7 protein-coding genes and 1 pseudogene are annotated in these 17,436 nt (G+C 44.5%); 3 read left to right on the top strand and 5 right to left on the bottom strand.

The features are described from left to right. Genes V7K30_RS10425 through V7K30_RS10415 form a run of 3 tightly spaced genes read left to right on the top strand, consistent with a single transcriptional unit; the run spans nt 1 to nt 7,048 of the window. The gene (locus tag V7K30_RS10425) at nt 1–2,430 is read left to right on the top strand and encodes a baseplate J/gp47 family protein (RefSeq protein ID WP_334998969.1); all 2,430 of its coding nucleotides are present in this window, start codon (nt 1–3) and stop codon (nt 2,428–2,430) included. Continuing rightward, the gene (locus V7K30_RS10420; RefSeq protein ID WP_334998968.1) at nt 2,427–4,850 is read left to right on the top strand and encodes a baseplate J/gp47 family protein; all 2,424 of its coding nucleotides are present in this window, start codon (nt 2,427–2,429) and stop codon (nt 4,848–4,850) included. Before V7K30_RS10425 ends, V7K30_RS10420 begins: the two co-directional genes overlap by 4 nt. A gap of 2 nt (nt 4,851–4,852) precedes the next feature. Continuing rightward, the gene (locus V7K30_RS10415) at nt 4,853–7,048 is read left to right on the top strand and encodes a hypothetical protein (RefSeq protein WP_334998967.1); all 2,196 of its coding nucleotides are present in this window, start codon (nt 4,853–4,855) and stop codon (nt 7,046–7,048) included. 190 nt (nt 7,049–7,238) lie between these two features. Here the strand turns inward: V7K30_RS10415 and V7K30_RS10410 are convergent. The 5 genes and pseudogenes from V7K30_RS10410 to V7K30_RS10390 form a co-directional block, all read right to left on the bottom strand. Further along, nucleotides 7,239–7,814: pseudogene (locus tag V7K30_RS10410) on the bottom strand (Uma2 family endonuclease). A 539-nt stretch (nt 7,815–8,353) separates the two neighbouring features. After that, nucleotides 8,354–10,387: a protease Lon-related BREX system protein BrxL gene (brxL, locus tag V7K30_RS10405; protein WP_334998966.1), complete on the bottom strand. Its 2,034-nt coding sequence runs from the start codon at nt 10,385–10,387 to the stop codon at nt 8,354–8,356. A 10-nt stretch (nt 10,388–10,397) separates the two neighbouring features. Next, complete coding sequence (locus V7K30_RS10400; RefSeq protein WP_334998965.1) at nt 10,398–11,414, bottom strand: hypothetical protein; 1,017 nt, start codon at nt 11,412–11,414, stop codon at nt 10,398–10,400. Continuing rightward, nucleotides 11,402–12,952 (bottom strand): hypothetical protein, encoded by a 1,551-nt coding sequence (locus V7K30_RS10395; RefSeq protein ID WP_334998964.1) that lies wholly within the window; start codon nt 12,950–12,952, stop codon nt 11,402–11,404. Before V7K30_RS10395 ends, V7K30_RS10400 begins: the two co-directional genes overlap by 13 nt. After that, nucleotides 12,952–17,265, bottom strand: a complete 4,314-nt coding sequence (locus V7K30_RS10390; protein WP_334998963.1) for an Eco57I restriction-modification methylase domain-containing protein — start codon at nt 17,263–17,265, stop codon at nt 12,952–12,954. Before V7K30_RS10390 ends, V7K30_RS10395 begins: the two co-directional genes overlap by 1 nt. Between the last annotated feature and the right edge of the window lie 171 nt (nt 17,266–17,436).

Genomic DNA, 17,436 nt, shown 5'->3' with positions numbered 1-17,436 from the left:
ATGGCTCCCCCAAAAGATCGACGCGAACTTATCATCGCCTCTACAACGTTGAATGGCATCGATTTTGTAGAAATTGCCCCCCCTAATGACCAAACAAGCTTGCGGGTGCATTTCCTCAACTCGGTGGTTGTGCAAGGAAGCATTACAAATGTGACGATCGCAGGTGGCGAAACTATTCCGACAGTCACCATTCTCAATCAATCTACCATTAATGATTCTGTCCACTGGACAACTGAAGCCATTTCTGGACAACCTGTATTAACTCTTGATGTGGCATCTCCGGGTGATTTTTCTCGCTACACTCTCACCCTAGAGAGCGATCGCCTTGACCCCTTTTTCAGCCAAGTTGTTTTTTCCTTTAAAGCCCTTTGCCCATCAGATTTAGATTGTGAAACTCCTCGTCCGATCTGCCCACCCGATGAACCAGACATTCCCCCAATCGATTACCTAGCGAAAGACTTCCTCAGTTTTCGCAAAGCTCTATCTGACTTCTCAGCCTTGCGCTATCCAGAATGGCAAGAACGCTCAGAAGCCGATTTCGGAGTTATGTTTTTAGAAGCACTATGCGCCCTAGCAGATGACTTGAGTTACACCCAGGATCGCATTGCGGCTGAAGCTACCCTAGAAACTGCTACCCAAAGGCGATCGCTAATTCGTCACGCCCGTCTGGTAGACTATGAACCCCGTCCAGCAACGGCGGCTCGTGTGCTGTTACAATTTGATGTCGCTAATAACACCAGTTCCCTACCTGTTGGTTTAGTAGTCAGTGCCCAAAGTCCAGACGGCAAAATTATTGAGTTTGAAACGGGAACAGGACTGGTTGATCCGAATACTGGAAAACTCAAAGTCGATCCCGACACTGGAGTACCAAAGGATTTTGCAGTTAATTCCCGATTCAATCACCACCCTGGCATTACACCCTACTGGTGGGATGATAGCCAACGTTGTCTGCGAACTGGGGCAACCGAGATGTGGATTGAGGGGCATGGCTTCAACTTCAAAGGAGGAGAGGCAATCTTAATTGAAACGGCAGGTGTAACCAGTGCAGACCCCAAAATTCAAGAGGTGGTGCATCTCCTTGATGAGCCAGCAAAGGCAGCCATTGAAGAGATAGATGCGTTATTTAATCAACCAGTGACGCACATTTTTTGGCAATCACAGGAGGCGCTGAAGTTCGACCACGATTTGACCCGTACCATTCTGGCAGGCAACCTGGTTCCGGCTACCCAAGGTAGACGCTACACCGAAACCTTTGCTATACCCACAGATTCACCTCCCCCAATTCCTTCACCTCTGCCACTGGCACTAGTGCGAACAGGTGCAAACAGCACACCAAATATTCTAAACCCTCAGTATCTTTACACAGTGAGAAATGGGGCGATCGCCTTCTTAGGAGAGGACAACCCAGAAACAGCACCCTTACCAGAAATCCTACTGCGGCAAAGCACTGGACAACCCTGGATTTGGCAGAGAAAACTGCTAAATGCCAAACCTTTTGAGAAGTCCTTTACAGTTGATTCAGCGAGTTTTCGGCGCATCGCCCCTAATTCTGATCGTTCGGTGCTCTTTGACTACGACAGCGATGCCGGAGATACCATTCGTTTTGGGGATGGGACATTTGGAGAACTGCCCAATTCTGGCGATACCTTTGAGGTGACTTATCGGGTGGGCGGTGGAGCGATTGGCAATGTGGCTGCTGATACCATTAACCGCATTGATCCAACTGTTACTAATGTCATTGCAGTCACCAATCCCTTCAGAGCCACAGGGGGAGCCGATGCCGAACCGAATGAACAAATTCGACGGCTAGCACCCCAAGCATTTCGCGCCAAACAATACCGGGCAGTCCGCGCCCAAGATTACCAAGCTGCCGCCCAGTCCTTACCGTGGGTGCAACGAGCGGGTACGGTGTTTCGCTGGACAGGAAGTTGGCTGACGGTTTTCACCACCCCCGATCCGCTAGGTAGTGAGGCATTCACGGTTGAGCAACATACAGAACTCATTGACCTACTCAACCGCTATCGCCTAGCTGGGTATGAATCCTATGTGCCTGCACCGCGCTATGTATCACTTGATTTAGAAATTCGGGTGTGTGCCAGACCTGATGCATTTCGTGGCGATGTGGAAGCGGATCTCCTGATAGTGTTAAGTGCTACCAAGTTCCCAAATGGCAGGATAGGTTTTTTCTGGGTTGATCGCTGGTCATTCGGTCAGCCATTAGAACGCAGTGCTTTGGAAGCAGCAATCCAGCAGGCGTATGGGGTGGCTGGGGTAGTCTCGATTCATTATCGACAACGCGGCATCACTCTCAATTATCAACCCTTGCCCGAAACCTTTGTCATTCCCCTAGATGCCATTTTGCGGGTAGATAACGACAACAGCCGACCAGAGCGGGGTTCGCTAAACATTATTGTGGAGGGGGGGAAATGACAGAAGTACCGGTTTGTCCCTGTGAAGGATTCATTCATCCCCAGGTGATTTTTAATCTATCGGGGAGAAGTGCGATCGCCTATCGGGTAGGCGACTATACCAGTTTTCGGCAAGCTCTATTATTGCCAGTTAAAGACAGGGGCGGCAAATTAAAAGAATCAGAACTGCTCAACTGGTATCCTGGTGCTGATGGTGATTTGGCAGTTCAGATCGTGGAGTGGTGGGCTTATCTTGCAGATATACTAACTTTTTATAGCGATCGCATTGCCAATGAATCTTATTTAGGAACCGCAGATTTACCAGAAAGCGTACAGCGAATAATTCAAATTCTCGGCTATCGTCCCCGCCCCGGTATCGGTGCTAGGGGGATTGTTGCCGCCCTCGTGAATAATTCCAAATCCTTTACTCTACCCCAAGGATTCCAAATTCAAAGCAAACCGGGGCCAGGTAAACAACCGCAGATATTTGAACTAGATGTTAATACGCCGATAGAGTTTGCTGATGCGATCGCAGCCGAACCACTGCCCAATACTAACCTCAATCCCAGCAGTGTATTATTGAAAGGAACTGTCACAACAGTCAAGTTAGGAGATCAACTGCTGTTATTGCAGCGCAACTGGAACGGAACTAACAACCAATATGCATTGGCAAGAGTGCAAGTTGTGGAGTCAGAGAAAGATCCACAAGGCAAGACCAATACCCGCCTCAGTCTGGCTTTAGAACAGCCTGAATTGTTTAATGGCGCTCAAGTGCAAGACTATCGTCTCCTGAAAAGTTTTCAATCAACTCATGTCTGGCAATATCCCACTGGCAACAGACAAGTGATTGGTGGTGGACAGATCCATTTAGACTCTCTCGTGCGCCAGATTCAGGTAGGCGATCCGATTGTACTACAACGCCTTGATTCGACTCAGACTCAACTGATTCGGGTAACTGAATACACAGAGGTTGTCTGGTATGCCAACCCAGACTCCCCTGCTTTTGATCCCACTAAAGCTCCTACCTCTGAACCAAAACAGCCTCCTATTCCCATTCCCCATACCACACTCAAATACGAGCCAAAATTAGTCTCGGTAGTGGCTCAAAAACTAGTGGCTCAAAAAAAATTTGATGACAATCTTCAACAACTTATAGTTCGTTATGACTGGCAAGAAGTGGGGCAACTGATTGCAACTCCAGCAAAAACATTCAGTACAGCCAAGCCAAATATCAATCCTGCTAGCGCGATCGCTCTGGCTCAAAGCCCATTACCAATTCTATTGGAAGATGCCAACGGAATCGGGATTGCTGCCCAGGTTGAGCCTGTGAGTCCTGCACCAACTGTAAAAGTGTTGCCGCTTTCTACTACGTCTCCAACCTTGCAGGCTCCTTTACAACTGCTGTTTAACCTGCTGTCAGTCTCACGCGGTCAGACAGCACCTGCGGAAATTTTGGGTAGTGGAGATGCTAGTTTTGCAGGACAAGAATTTGTATTGAAGAATTCACCTTTAACCTATCTGTTGAGTGGCGATTCTACATCGGGTGGTAATTACAAAAGCACTTTACGGATTTGGGTAGATGGCATCGAGTGGCAAGAAGTCGCCAGTTTCTACGGACAGTCTAGTAACGCCCGGATTTTCGTTACCCGCGAAGACGAAAACCAGCGTACTCATGTGTTGTTTGGCGATGGAGTCAATGGAGCGCGATTACCTTCCGGTGTCAACAACGTACTCGCCCGCTATCGCTATGGTAGTGGTAAAGAAGCACCAGATAGCGGGACTTTAACAGTAATTGCGAAACCCTACCCCAATCTGAAAGCCATCCGTAATCCGGTTCCAGTTGGAGGTGGGGCTGACCCAGAGCCACCGGAGCAGATTCGCCGCTATGCACCGCGTTCAGTGCTAACCTTTGGACGGGCGGTTTCAGGGGATGACTACGAAGCGATCGCTGCCCAAACTCCTGGTGTAGCGCGGGCAAAAGTTTACTGGACATGGGATGCAACCCAGCAACGCAGCCTAGTAAAGCTTTATGTCGGTGATGACGAAAGTGCAGTTAATGCGGCAAAAATTGCCTTGGCTGGTACTGCCGATCCCAATCGTCCCGTCATCGTGGAGTTGGCGCAGCCGCTTTTAGTGAAACTTACGCTGACATTGCGTATTGAAGCCACCCGGATTCCAGAGATTGTGATTGCTGCGGCTGAAGATGCCTTACTCCACCCAGACAACGGGCTATTTGGAGTAAATGCCGTACAAATTGGACAGGCTATTTACCAGAGTCAGATTTATGCAACTTGTATGCAGGTTCCTGGGGTGCTAGCAGTACACGGCGGGGAATTTAGCATTAACTCAAACTTAGATTCTCATTATCGCCACGATCCGGGCGAGGGCAAATTTTATCAATTACCTGCGGCAAATCTCAAATTGTACTCAAAGGCGGGCTAACCATGACTTGGGATTATGACCACTACGCGATTTACTACGCCGATAAATTATGGAATCTTTTGCCTGCAATCTATCGAGCCGAGGATAGTGAAATCTTTGAGCGAATCGGTTCTTTGCGAGAACTGGTGAATCGCATCGGGGTACAAGCGGCTATTTTACGCCGCAGCCTCGATCGCCAGTGGGAAGACCAATCCATTGAAACCTGCGACGACTGGGTGATTGCTTACATGGCGGATTTACTAGCTACCAATCTTGTGGCCAGTCAGGATGCACGGGGACAACGGCTAGATGTGGCTAAAACTATCTACTATCGGCGACGCAAGGGAACGGTGGCGATACTCGAAGAAATTGCCACAGACATCACCGGTTGGAGTGCGCGGGTGGTTGAGTTTTTTCGGCAGTTGGGGCGGACGCGACACAATCTCGATCCGGCGATCGGGCTACCTTCGGAAACTCCCGATCCGGCAGGGAATCGGATTCTGCAACAGGCACAGGGATTGGTTGGTACTTTGACTAAAACGCCGATGGGTGGTTGGGCAGATTTGCGCCAAGTTTATGGTGCAACCAAAGCCCACTCTGCTTTTGACGAATTTTTCTACACTGCCGATATGCGGCGGGGTAAAGGGCAAGTGGGCTGGCATAACATCCCCCGCTTAGGTGTGTTTCTCTGGCGGTTGATCGGCTTTCCGGTGGGGGAACCAATTGATTCTCCCCTTACCAAAACAGCACTAAATAAAGGCATTGGAGTTACCCCTGTCAAATATCAGGCTTGTCCCGGCCACTACACTTTTGACCCCACAGGTCGAGAGATTCCCTTGTTTGCCGCCGCGTCCCATCCGTTTGGCGATCGCTGGGTCTCTCCTGCTGAGTGGCAACTGCCCACTGCCATCAGCCAACCGTTGCTAGAACAGGAACTTGGGCATCTGTATGCGGTTGAGCAAGGCAACTTGATGAGCTTCAACTCTCTGGGAATTTTCGATGCAAACGGGAACCTAATTCCCAAAGTAGAAATCACAGCTGATTCCCGTGATTGGACTAGCCGTAAAGCCAATATTTCCTTTTTGATTGAGCCAGAAAAGGGCAAGTTAATTCAGGGGGACAAACCACCGACGGGTACAAATAATTTCCTTGTGACTTACCATTATGGCTTTTCTTCCACCATCGGCGCTGGGGCTTTCAATCGCCGCATACTCCGCCAACCCGCCACTCCCACGCCAGCGCCTAAACAGGAGGTACTTGGCGGTGGAGATGTTCTAGTCGCTCCCTTGGCAGCGATCGCCTCAATAGGTACACTAACTATTCTTGATTCTCTTACCTATAACAAAATCAGTAATTTAACCGGAATTAAACACGTCACTTTGGAGGCAGAAAACAATACTCGACCGTTAATTCGGCTACCTGCTCCAAATCCTACGGTGACGGAATGGAGTTTTAGCGGTACTGAAGGAAGTGAATTGATTCTAGAAGGACTATTTATTAGCGGTGGAGATTTGGTGTTGCAGGGCAAATTTGACCATGTGATACTCAGGTGTTGCACTCTCGATCCTGGTGAAGCAGGTATTGCCCCAGCTACCTACGCCCAAGCAGTGGATGGACGGGATCTGATTCCCTGTCATCTTTGGGTGGAAGGACAGGTACGGCAATTAACGATCGATCGCTGCATTCTCGGCCCGATTCGCACCCGCGATCAAGGTGCGATCGCTACTTTGACAATTACTAACAGCATTCTACAATCCTTAGCTACTGAACAGGTAATTAACCTCAACAGTGGCATAGTTAATCTGACTCGTTGCACCATCCTCGGATCTGCCACAGTGCATCAACTAGAAGCCAGTGAATGCATTTTGTATGATGCTGTCACCGTCGAAAACTATCAGCAGGGTTGTGTACGTTTTAGTGCCTGGGCAACGGGCAGCGTCTTGCCTCGTCCTTATGAAAGTGTAAAAATTGCACAGCGATCGCCATTATTTACCAGTCTTCGTTTTGGGCAACCAGGCTACGCCCAACTGCAACTAGGTGCAGATGCGGCGATAATCGCTGGACAGACGGGAGCAACTATCACCACTGGCGCTCAGGATAGTTCAGAAATGGGGGCGTTTGCCTGTGAAAAACATCCTATCAAAGAGCGGAGTTTGCGAACCAAGTATGAAGAGTATATGCCATTGGGTTTGATTCCCGTGATTATCTATATAACCTGAGTTCGGGATAAGCTGAAACCTTTATTCTGTCGTTAGTTTTGACAGTGTGGAAGCCTTATTCTGTAGAACTTTTTTATACTTCTACACTATCATGTTGAGTAACCCTGAGACGAAACCTGATTTTTACGGTTTTTAGTACCAATTACCAGGAACTGCGTAGGCGTAGCCAAACACTAAGCATCGCTATTTTCTAACCAACATTACCTACAGCTAACACTTGTTCAACTGTCAACGCCATTTCCGGGAAAGTAGCAGACACAATTTGCTGATTTACGGTAAACTATTTTTCCTCGTACAATCCATCTTCCAACAATAAAATCGTAATTTTTGACTCTATTGGGTCTACAATCCAATACTCAGGAATCTCTAACGCTGCATATTCAGAACGTTTATATCGATAATCGCGTTTTACTGAATCAGGACTGACAACTTCCACTACTAATATCGGCGCAGACTGACAAACAGCCGGCTCATCAAGAAATTCCATCACCTGTTCAGCCGTGACAACATAAACATCAGGTAATCTTGACTTCCGCCATCCTGTTCTCACCCCCGCCTCTCTAAAGCATAGCCAAGGTAAACCCAAGCGCTTGATTTGTGTCTCAAATGCCAGTTCAATGAATTTAGAAATCAGCAAATGTCTAAAAGGTTGTGGATTCCTAAGTTCTAGTTTTCCATTCACCAGTTCATAACGGCTATCAGTACCATCGTCATAAGCAAGATATTCTTCAAAAGAGTACAGGCGCTTTGTAGTTCTCTGTGTCATCGCGCTACTTTTAAATAAAGAAAAGGTTTTTTTGAGGTAGTTATCAAAAAATAATAAGGAATTGACATTGGATTGTAGTAGCGCTTAATTTTGTTGCTAAATAATTCGGTTGAGCAATTTTTGCGCCTCTGATACTTGTCATTTCCTCAAAATAAGAAATAACGTTTTGACAATTTCATTCATGACTTTTAAAGATACTTAACTCCTAGTTTAACAAATAAATAAAACTATTAAATAAATTTTGAAAAGCTTTATATAACAACAGTTTGATGGACTCTTCAAAATTTTAAATATCTTCTAATTGTATTGCTGGCATGGTAATGTTCACAAAAATACCTCAGTGACGATCGCACTTTATTTTATATTGAGTTGGTAATATAAAGCTGCGATCGCAGCTTTTGTACAGGCACAAAATTATTGTTTCCATAGTGTGCAATATACGCAAATCAGAATCATGATCGCTTGATCGGGCGATCGCTCTTAGCTATCATTACCTAAACAGGATAGACATTGCTGAGTTTAGAAGATAAGATATACCCTTAAATTTCAACGCTCTTAATTACTGCTCGGTCAACATCACCGTAAAACACAATATCAAGCTTTTCGACTACCTCTTCTGGTAAACCTGCAAATTGGCTCTTATTAGAAAGTGGTACTAAAGCTCGTAGCGCTCCGCTTTCCATTGCTAGTTGCAGTGATTCGACAATTGAAGCAGGGCCTTTGATATTCCCTTGAATTGTTAAATCGCCCAAAATCAGAGTTCCGGCTTGAATTTGACGATTCTGTATGGCTGAAATAATAGCGACAAAAAACGCTACACCACAAGGGCATTCAACACGGCTTCCAGACAAGTCCACAGCTTCAGCATAAATGTCTTTCAGTCCCAGAGTCTCGTTAAGTCCTTTCCTTTCCTTTATACTTTGAAGATAGCTGAAAGCCCTGTTTAATGATTCTTTTAAAGCTTTGTCTAACCCTGTAGGGGTTCGCAATTTTCCTGTCCCCGATGTACAAGCAACTTCCAGGCGGTAAAGACCAACTCTGGCCTCTTCATTTGCTGTGGCCGTGTACACTGTGCCTGGGGATAAAGGTTCCTGAGAGATGATTCCAGCATTACCTTGTTCTGGTACACGCACTGTCATCTCTGCATCACTTTCCTGGTCGATGTAAGAAAAGCTGGTTTTGTAGAACTCAAAAGAACCTCGCTTTTTAAGTTGTTCTTTAACGCGTCTGCGTCCTTCTAACGCTAGTTCCACATACTCTGTTAAATTTTCCTTTGTCCATTCTCCATCTGGGTGGATAATTTTAAGTAATCCACTAACGGTTTTTTTGGCAGCGATCGCATCTCGTCCTTCTACATGAGAACCAAAACGGAAGACTTTCTCAACCTCATCAAACCGATTTTGTTTTCTGAGAGTACGAAACGCTTCAGCTAAATAGTCAGTAACAAAACCATAGTGTTCTGTCAGCAGATTCTTCGAGTTTTTTGGCACTTCCCATCCTGGCAAGTAGAAGTGCATCCGGTCAAGTAAAGCCAGGTCAAATTCTTTTGGCAATGGCTGAAATAGGTCTGTTGCAGTATTTTGCACCAGAGTTTCAACAGGTTGGTTAAGATTACCAATAAATACCAAAGACGCATCAGCTAGAACTTGGGTAATCCCACGGCTAAATCGACCGTTAGCCATGTAATCTTTCATAATCTGAATTGCATCTGCATCGGTAACTTTCAAACCCCCGACCTCATCAAAAGCTACAACATCCCAATGACCAACTAAACCTACCTGACGGCGAGCATTGTTGTAGAAAAGGTTGGCAGTACTGGCTTTACCCCCAGAAATTAGGATGCTGTAAGGTGACATCTCACTGTAGGCATAGGATTTACCAGTTCCTCGCGGCCCTAGCTCAATGAAGTTATAATTTTTTTCGACAAAGGGAATGAACCGAGTCAGTAATAGCAATTTCAGGCGTTGTTCTATTTGGGTAGGTTCTAAACCCACACTCCGCAGCAAAATATCAATCCATTCATCACGGCTGAAGCTGCGACGACCTTCTGCATATTCATCAACGTCAAATCTTGCTAACTGAATTGGCCTTAAATCAGCAATATGAAAGGGACTGGCTTTAGCACCTTCTTCTTCAGTTGGTTGAAATTCAACATCTATAAGACCCCAAATTCCACCTTCTAAAAGTCGTTCGTATTGTCGATAAAATCGGTCAGCAACATGAATTCTGGAGTAACTAAAGTGATCCATTGCTGCCCAATATTTGTTTTCACTGGCGAGATAACGAACTTCTATACGGTCTATAAATCGATGTCGTCCCCGTTGTTCTACTAGCGCTTGGGCTTTGTTAGCTTCATCGTGGCGGAAGTAGTTGCTTTGTAGTGTTTCTTTGACAGCCTGAATGCCAATGCGGATTTCATCTTCATCATCTGAGGCGCAGTATTTTCCCAGAAGATATTCCAGTACATAGGATGGTACATTTTCTCCACCCTTGATTTGATGTAGCAAGTCCTTACGTACTACCTTTCCTGGAAATGTTTGATTAACTTTTTGGTCTAAGGCATCTTGAAACATGAGTTCATTCTTAATCTAGTAAGCGATTTTCTAGTTCTAACTTTGCCCAAATTACGCCAGTTTGTGGGTCAATTGCTCGTATTTCAATTTTGGAGCATGAAATGTCGTCAGACTCCAGTAAGATAGGAACCGAAGTTTCTTGATTGGGCTGGAGTATGATTTCACCAGTTCGTTCGTCTCTAGCATCGCAGTCGGTTGCTTTACCTACCCTCTGCGCTTTTGCTGTTGAGCCATCGTAAGCTTCGATGCGGACTTGTATTGCTTCTGGTAGCAAATATTCATAGCAGACTCGCAGATTGATGACTTTATTGGCAAAGTAATCGTACTTATAACGCAGGAAAATATTTGGCTTACTCTGAGCAGTAATCTTACCTTGCGATCGCAAAATTACCAATGGCACGATCGCCTCCTGCAAGCTTATGCCTTCGTGGAAGTAACCTTCAACTTGTTGGAAAACTTTAAAGCCTTTGGCAACACAGAGGTCTTGGGCATCTCCTTGGATACCAACCTGCTCACTTTTAAAGATAACTACACTTGAAGATTCGCCAGATATAAATTGCCCAAGCAAACTCCTGCGCTTAATTTTCAACCACTGACCCCCTGGTTTGGGAATTACATCTCCTAATGGTATTTCGTCAATTAGAACGTGACCATGATCTGCACTAATGACAAAATGGGTGAACCCAATTGTAGATAATCGACGAATTGTATTTACCATTTCACTGACTACATCAGAAAGATATTTTCGGGCTTTCCAGTTGCCAATACTTTCAGCAATGCGGTCGGGGTCTTTAGTGCGGACAACTAATAAATCCACAGAGGCTAACTGCTTGCCCAAGGCATTTACCTTTTTGCTGAGAATATCTTCCGGTTCAATATCTTTGAAGCGATCGCCGTACTTTTCCTGTAGCAGTCGCATCCGGTGCTTGGACTCTTCCAGTTTCCTTTCACCTAAAACAGGAATTAGCTCTCCGGCTGATTCTACCAATCTGAGCATACCATCAGCATTAGGCATTAGTGCTGCCATACCGCAAGGTGTAGTTGTCGGTAAAACAGAAGCTTTAGAACAGTTTCGACTTCGCCCAACTGTTCTAAAGCTTCTGCCAAATCTCGCCCCATCTCGAAGCGCAGGGAATCAGCTAGAAAAAATGCGACTTTTTTGTTGTTCTGTTCCAGTAGAGGAGCCACATACTGGTCAAATACTTGGGTTTGTCGCAGCACTCCTTCGGGAAACCAACCTTCTTTCTCAACACACTTAAGGAAGCGGTCTTGAATTGCTAATGCGACTTCTAAGTAACGTCGGCGGCAAAATTCGACTAAGGATTCTATTTCTCCCCCATCTCCTGCATAGAAGGTTGCACTCTGTTCAAATAGTCGCTGATGACGGTCTAGTTCGGCCCATCCCCAGCGATCTGGAGGTGCGTATGCAGAGATGATTTGGCGCAGAGACATTGACTGTAAAGATTTTTTTGACAACTCTTCTACAGCATTGCTTGTGGCGAGAAATGTGACACAACGCTCGACTATCATCCAAATATTACCTCGTTCCAAGTGGTTGTTCCAGATGGAATGACGGCGTTGCGTTAAAATCTTCTGGGCATCTGCTAAGTTATTCTGTTGTACATACTCCAGCACTTGCTGTAGGTATCGCTTTTCTGCAAAGGGGAAGGTATCTCTCGTACCTAGTTGAGCTATATTTTCTGTGAGATTGCCAAGGTGCAACTGGTTTTCTACTTCTACTGCTAGCTGAACATAGCCCGATCGCAAGTCAGAACTATCCCGCATCCGATCGCACACTGCAAAAATCACTAATTCATGGCTAGCTTCGGCTCTGGGTAAGCCACTGAACGACTGTGGTAGTTCACAAGGCAGGTCGAGGGCAAACTCGTTGAACAGCAGATACTGACCGAGTTGCTTTCTGATTTCTGTCCAGGATTTCGCTTTTAATAGAGGTTTAAAGCCAATCTCTGTTGCTAGTAAGTGCAAAAATTCTTTTAAACAACCTTTAACGGAATCAATACGTTGTGATTTTTCATCTAAGCAGAGGACTAAGGCGATCGCTTCTGATGGTGAGTCAGTACCTAGCGCTTCTAACAGTAAAGGCGAACGGTGATGGAACTGTAATTTATCTAACATCGATAGGGTTGGACTGCCTTGGGCAAATAGCCGAGTAATCTCTATAGCCCGTTCTGGCATTGCTTGTCTGGCAAGAGATTCTAACTGTTCTGCTTCTTTGTCGCCAAACGCCACACCAGCCCATGCAAAAACTTCAAATGGATCTTGCCGCTTCTCATCTTCTATTGTTCCACGCTGGCGGGGTACGTAAATGAGGAGATTCAACCCAGCTTTGGCTAAGTCATCAGACTCGTTCATGTGGCGGTAGACGGCTTCGGCTTGACGACGGGAGTTCAAAATAGACTCAACAGTAGATACGACTACACAGGAGTCAGCTTGGAAGGATTGAATAAAATCAGCAAAAGCGCGATCGCTATCGTACCAAACGACAATACGGTGCTGTTCTAATCTTTGCTGTAATTGTTGGCGAACAAAGTCTGAGACGCTCATTATACTGGCTCCTGTGTCGTCTTTTTACGGCTTTTGCCTTTGGTTGTTTTGGGTTGGGAATTTTCTGGGTTAGCTGCTTGGTAAACTTCTTCCAGTCCGTGGGCGATCGCAATTGATTTATCTCTTTTGCAGACTTCCCGCACTCGGTCTGTCCAAATTGTGTAGGCTAAATGCGCCCAATCGTATTCGCCTTTTTCCAAACTTTCCCAACATTTCTTGGTTTCTTGCGCCCACTGTCGCAAAGCAAATAAATGGTGTAGAGGGGCAGCAGTGATAATTGCGCCATCATTGAGATTGGGTTTGTAAGGTAGCTGTGCGACGCTCAAAAGTTCCTGTTTCATATCTTGCAATTCACTTAGGAACTTGCGTGTAGCGTGTAAGTTATCGCGTACTTGTGAAGCTTCCTTTCCCGATTTTGTCTCTAATTCTTTTTCTAAGCCAAAAGTGGTACGCTCAACTTCGGTAATTTTGGGTTCAAGGTAGCGGTTGACGATTGTGTAGAGGGTTTGATCTGTGAGGCGGTGGTAATAAATCCAGATTGTGTAAGAACCGGATGTTGTAGAAAGTGGCCAGTAAATTGGTGCTTTGCGCCGACTTTTGGAGTAGCGTTTGAGGTGGTCTTGAAAGAAGTTTGCAGGACGCTGGAAGTAATCGTGCAATTCACGTACACCAATAATTTCGCAAGCTTCCTGCTCAATATTATTGGCGTTGTTTTTCCAGATTATTTCTAAAGCTTCACGAATACGGCGGGTGATGTCGTTAGGGTGATTGGTGTCATCTACTAAAATGCCATCCCAAGCGATGGGGATGGGATATCCTGGCGGAGTTTCTGAAAGTGGTAAACCATCAGTATCAGTGAGCATTCCCGGTGAACAGACTGGTAATGGTGCAAAGGGATCGGGAAGTTCTGGTGCTGATTTTTTGCCTGTAGCAAAGCGGATATCCCAACGTCCAAAGGCGCAGCCTACTGCGTAGGAAAGTAAATCGATAACTAATTGTTTTGAATCTGCTAGTAGTGTAGTTTCATCATCATCATCTTCATGTTTATCTTCAGTAGTAATATCTTTATCTTTAACAATTATTTCAATTGCTTTTCGGTCGTGTTCTAAGATTTCATAAAGCTGGAATACAATCTCGTTTATTTGGCGTTGATATTCGGTTAATTGGCGTTCAACTACAATTATTTTTTCTTTCCAAGCCGTAATTTTATCACTTAGGTTGTTACCTGAGACTTGCAATATAGCAGGTAATTGGAAGATATGACTATTAATATTAGCTTTGTCAACATATCTTTTTAAATCTACAGAATATCTTACAAATTCAGCTAATTGCTCTGTATATAAATCAGTAAGTTGGGGCATGGGTATAGATTTAATCAACCCAACTTCAAATGATTGGGCAAGCGAAACCCGTGCGACAAGCATTTGGACAAACATATAAAAAACCTGGCTATTCATCAAAGCTGCCAGAATGAGTAAAGATACTTCACTGTTATTAGGAATAAAAGCAGCAGGCCCTTTATCTGCAAAAATACAACCAGAAGGTAGGATACGAATACTTAGCCCATTTGTACGTCTAGGCCAGGTTAAACCTGCCTGGAAATAATTACACTCTCTATGCAGAATCCAGTTTGCACCACTTTTGCCTAAATATGGATATTTGTGCAATACATATTCTTCAATTTCTTCAGCATTATTCTTCCAATTTACCAATAAATATAAATCTGCATAGTATGGAGAATATGCTCCTCCTTTAGCAAATAAGACCCAAGGCTGTTCCTCAAAAGTCTTTTGATAAAACTGTTCTGGTGTTGTTTCTGCTGTACCAGCTACTATTTTGTGAGGTGATACTTCCCACCAAAGACGCAAAAATCTAGGATCTTTTTTTGTTGATGCTCCATGTTGAGCAATTCTACCAGCACTTTCAAAGGGTGGGAGTTCACTGAATAATTGCCGAACACTATCACTAACCCAATAGCAAAAAGGTGTATTAGGAATAATTGAAAACTTTGGTGGCGAAACTATAAAGTATCGGTGGTCATCTGCATTATGTAAAACATCAACTAAATTACCCTCTTTGTCTTCTTCTATCAACAGACGAAAACAGATAAAAGGAGGATATTTTAAATATTTTGGCAATTTAGTCTTTTGTATTTTACCAACATTAGCTTGATAGCGAATATAATTACTAGGTACTAGAAATAAATATTCATCTTCTTGAAACCGTCTCAACTCCTGATTGGCCTGATGCCTTTTTAGCCCTCCTCGGTACTTTTGATAATTGGCAATACTAAAATTATTTTTTTTATCTGTAGGAATTTCTAGCAGTTCTGGCAGAACTTCCAGAGTTAAATTGATATCTTCCTCTTGTGTAAGAGTGCGTAAAACATAAGCTGCTGTTTCCACCATTGCATCCAGCACACCATATCCCAAATCTGCTAGCAGCAAAGGACGATAGAGACGTAGTAATATTCTTTCACGCCAGTCGCTTGATTGTGCTAAGAAAAAACCAGTTCTGCTGGAAATAATTCCTAAAAATCCTCCTGGCACTAATCTATCTTGGAAACATTCAACAAAAGTTTTATAAACATCACCTTTAGTATCTCCATAAACTTCTTCAATGTATTCTTTTGAAGGAAGGCTCGCATCTCCAAATGGAGGATTCATCAGCACAAAATCAAATTTTTTGCGACAGATATCCACAAAGGCAAATCCCTGTACCGCATCCTCAGAAAATAACTGACGCTGGAAAACTTGTCCTGTAGTAGCTCGGCTAGCATAGTTCTGAAGTTCTTCTACAACCCAACCTTCAACTTGATTCCAGAATTGCTCATCGGTAATTCCAGCTAAATTAAATACACTTAATTGGTTAACATTTGAATATTCTTGTAATGAAAATAGGGTTGGTTGTTCGGGGTTATATTCACCTAGCCATTGCGTTTTAGCTTTTGTAATCTCCTCCCTAATTTCTTCTTCAATTTTGAGTAATGCTCCAGTTTCCCCAGCCAAACTCATCTTATCAAAAACTTTTTTCACCAAATCACCAATAATTGGTGGGCGTTTATGACCCAATTCAGAGATAAATTCTGCGAGTAATTCTTCTTCCCCTGGCATGGGTTCAGCGCAGATAATGTTGATTTTTTGTATACGTGGACGTTCAGCTATTTTAATATTTAGCGATTGGTAAGAACGTTGAGCGCGTAGCCACAAAGCAAGAGCGGCAATTTGGCAAGCACGAGCATCAATGTCTATGCCATGCAAATTGTATTTAAGAATTAATGTAGGTAACTGTCTGTGCAACTCTTCTAAAGTTGGGTAATCTTCTTGCAATTTTCTACCCGTAACTTCTGAAGGCGGTGAATTTTCATCTTCCCATGCTTCCTGATAAATGACTTCAAATAAATCATAAGCGTAAAGCAGGAAATGACCGCTACCACTTGCTGGATCTAGCCCTTTGATATCACGAGGATCTTTGCGATTTCTCGCTGAGAATTGCTCAGGATTTTGGACAAAATATTGGCATTCATCTTTGATTCGAGTTTCTCCTTGACGCATCTCATACCAGAGGCGGCCAAGGGTATTTTCTGTAAGAAACTCGACTACATAACGTGGGGTAAAAAACTGGTTGCGGACAGCTAATTCCCGACTATTGCGGGGTGCTTGGGACGCTTCCCGCATTGTTCGCCGTTCTTCGGGTGGGTTAAAATATTGGTAAATCCAGCCTATTGTTTCATCTTCAGTCCAGATGCGTCGTAATGTGGTATCATTGAGCAAGTCAAAGACATCTGTTAAAACGCGATCGCTCGGAAAAATCGTTGACTGGGGAGTAGTGCGGTCAAATAGTACTCCCAAATCCACCGCCAACTCGTCAAACATCGACTCCACAAACACCCGATAGGTTTCGTAACGACTCCCTAAACTGCCATTGGCAAGTCTTTCAAACAAGCGAAACCCGTCAGACTCCATTCCTTTGCGGACGCATTCAATTACTAAATTCCGCTCCTCACACAAGCGCAAAGCTGCCAAACGATTGAGGATGGTAAAGGAGATTTCCAGAATTGTGCGATCGTAGGCAGATTTGTAGCTTTTTTGTGGATCGCTGGCTTTGAAGTCGTTTAGCAGTTCACGTAATGCTTGCGCTGCAACCTTTTGCTCTTCTGTCAGATGGGTCAATTGGGATAAGGGGAGAATTGTGCCATCTAGATACAACCCGAAAGTCTGCTGAAGTTGATTTTCAACATCTTCCGTCAGTCGCCGCCGACACGCTGCAACCATTCTAGCCAAGGCGTTGAGGGTTTTTCGATCAAAGCTCATATTTATCCCTTAATGCGTACACGCTTACGTAAATTCAAAATTTCTAGTAGTTTTCCTCTTATGGAAGCTAGCCAAGTAAGTAAGTCGGCACGAAAAAACCAAACTATGTGAAGATAAGTAAATACGGAAAATGCATCTACCGAGGTGACTAAGATATGGGCGCTCGTTTAA

Source organism: Nostoc sp. (assembly GCF_036917655.1).
Lineage (GTDB): Bacteria > Cyanobacteriota > Cyanobacteriia > Cyanobacteriales > Nostocaceae > Nostoc.
This window is presented reverse-complemented; position numbering and strand designations above follow the sequence as displayed.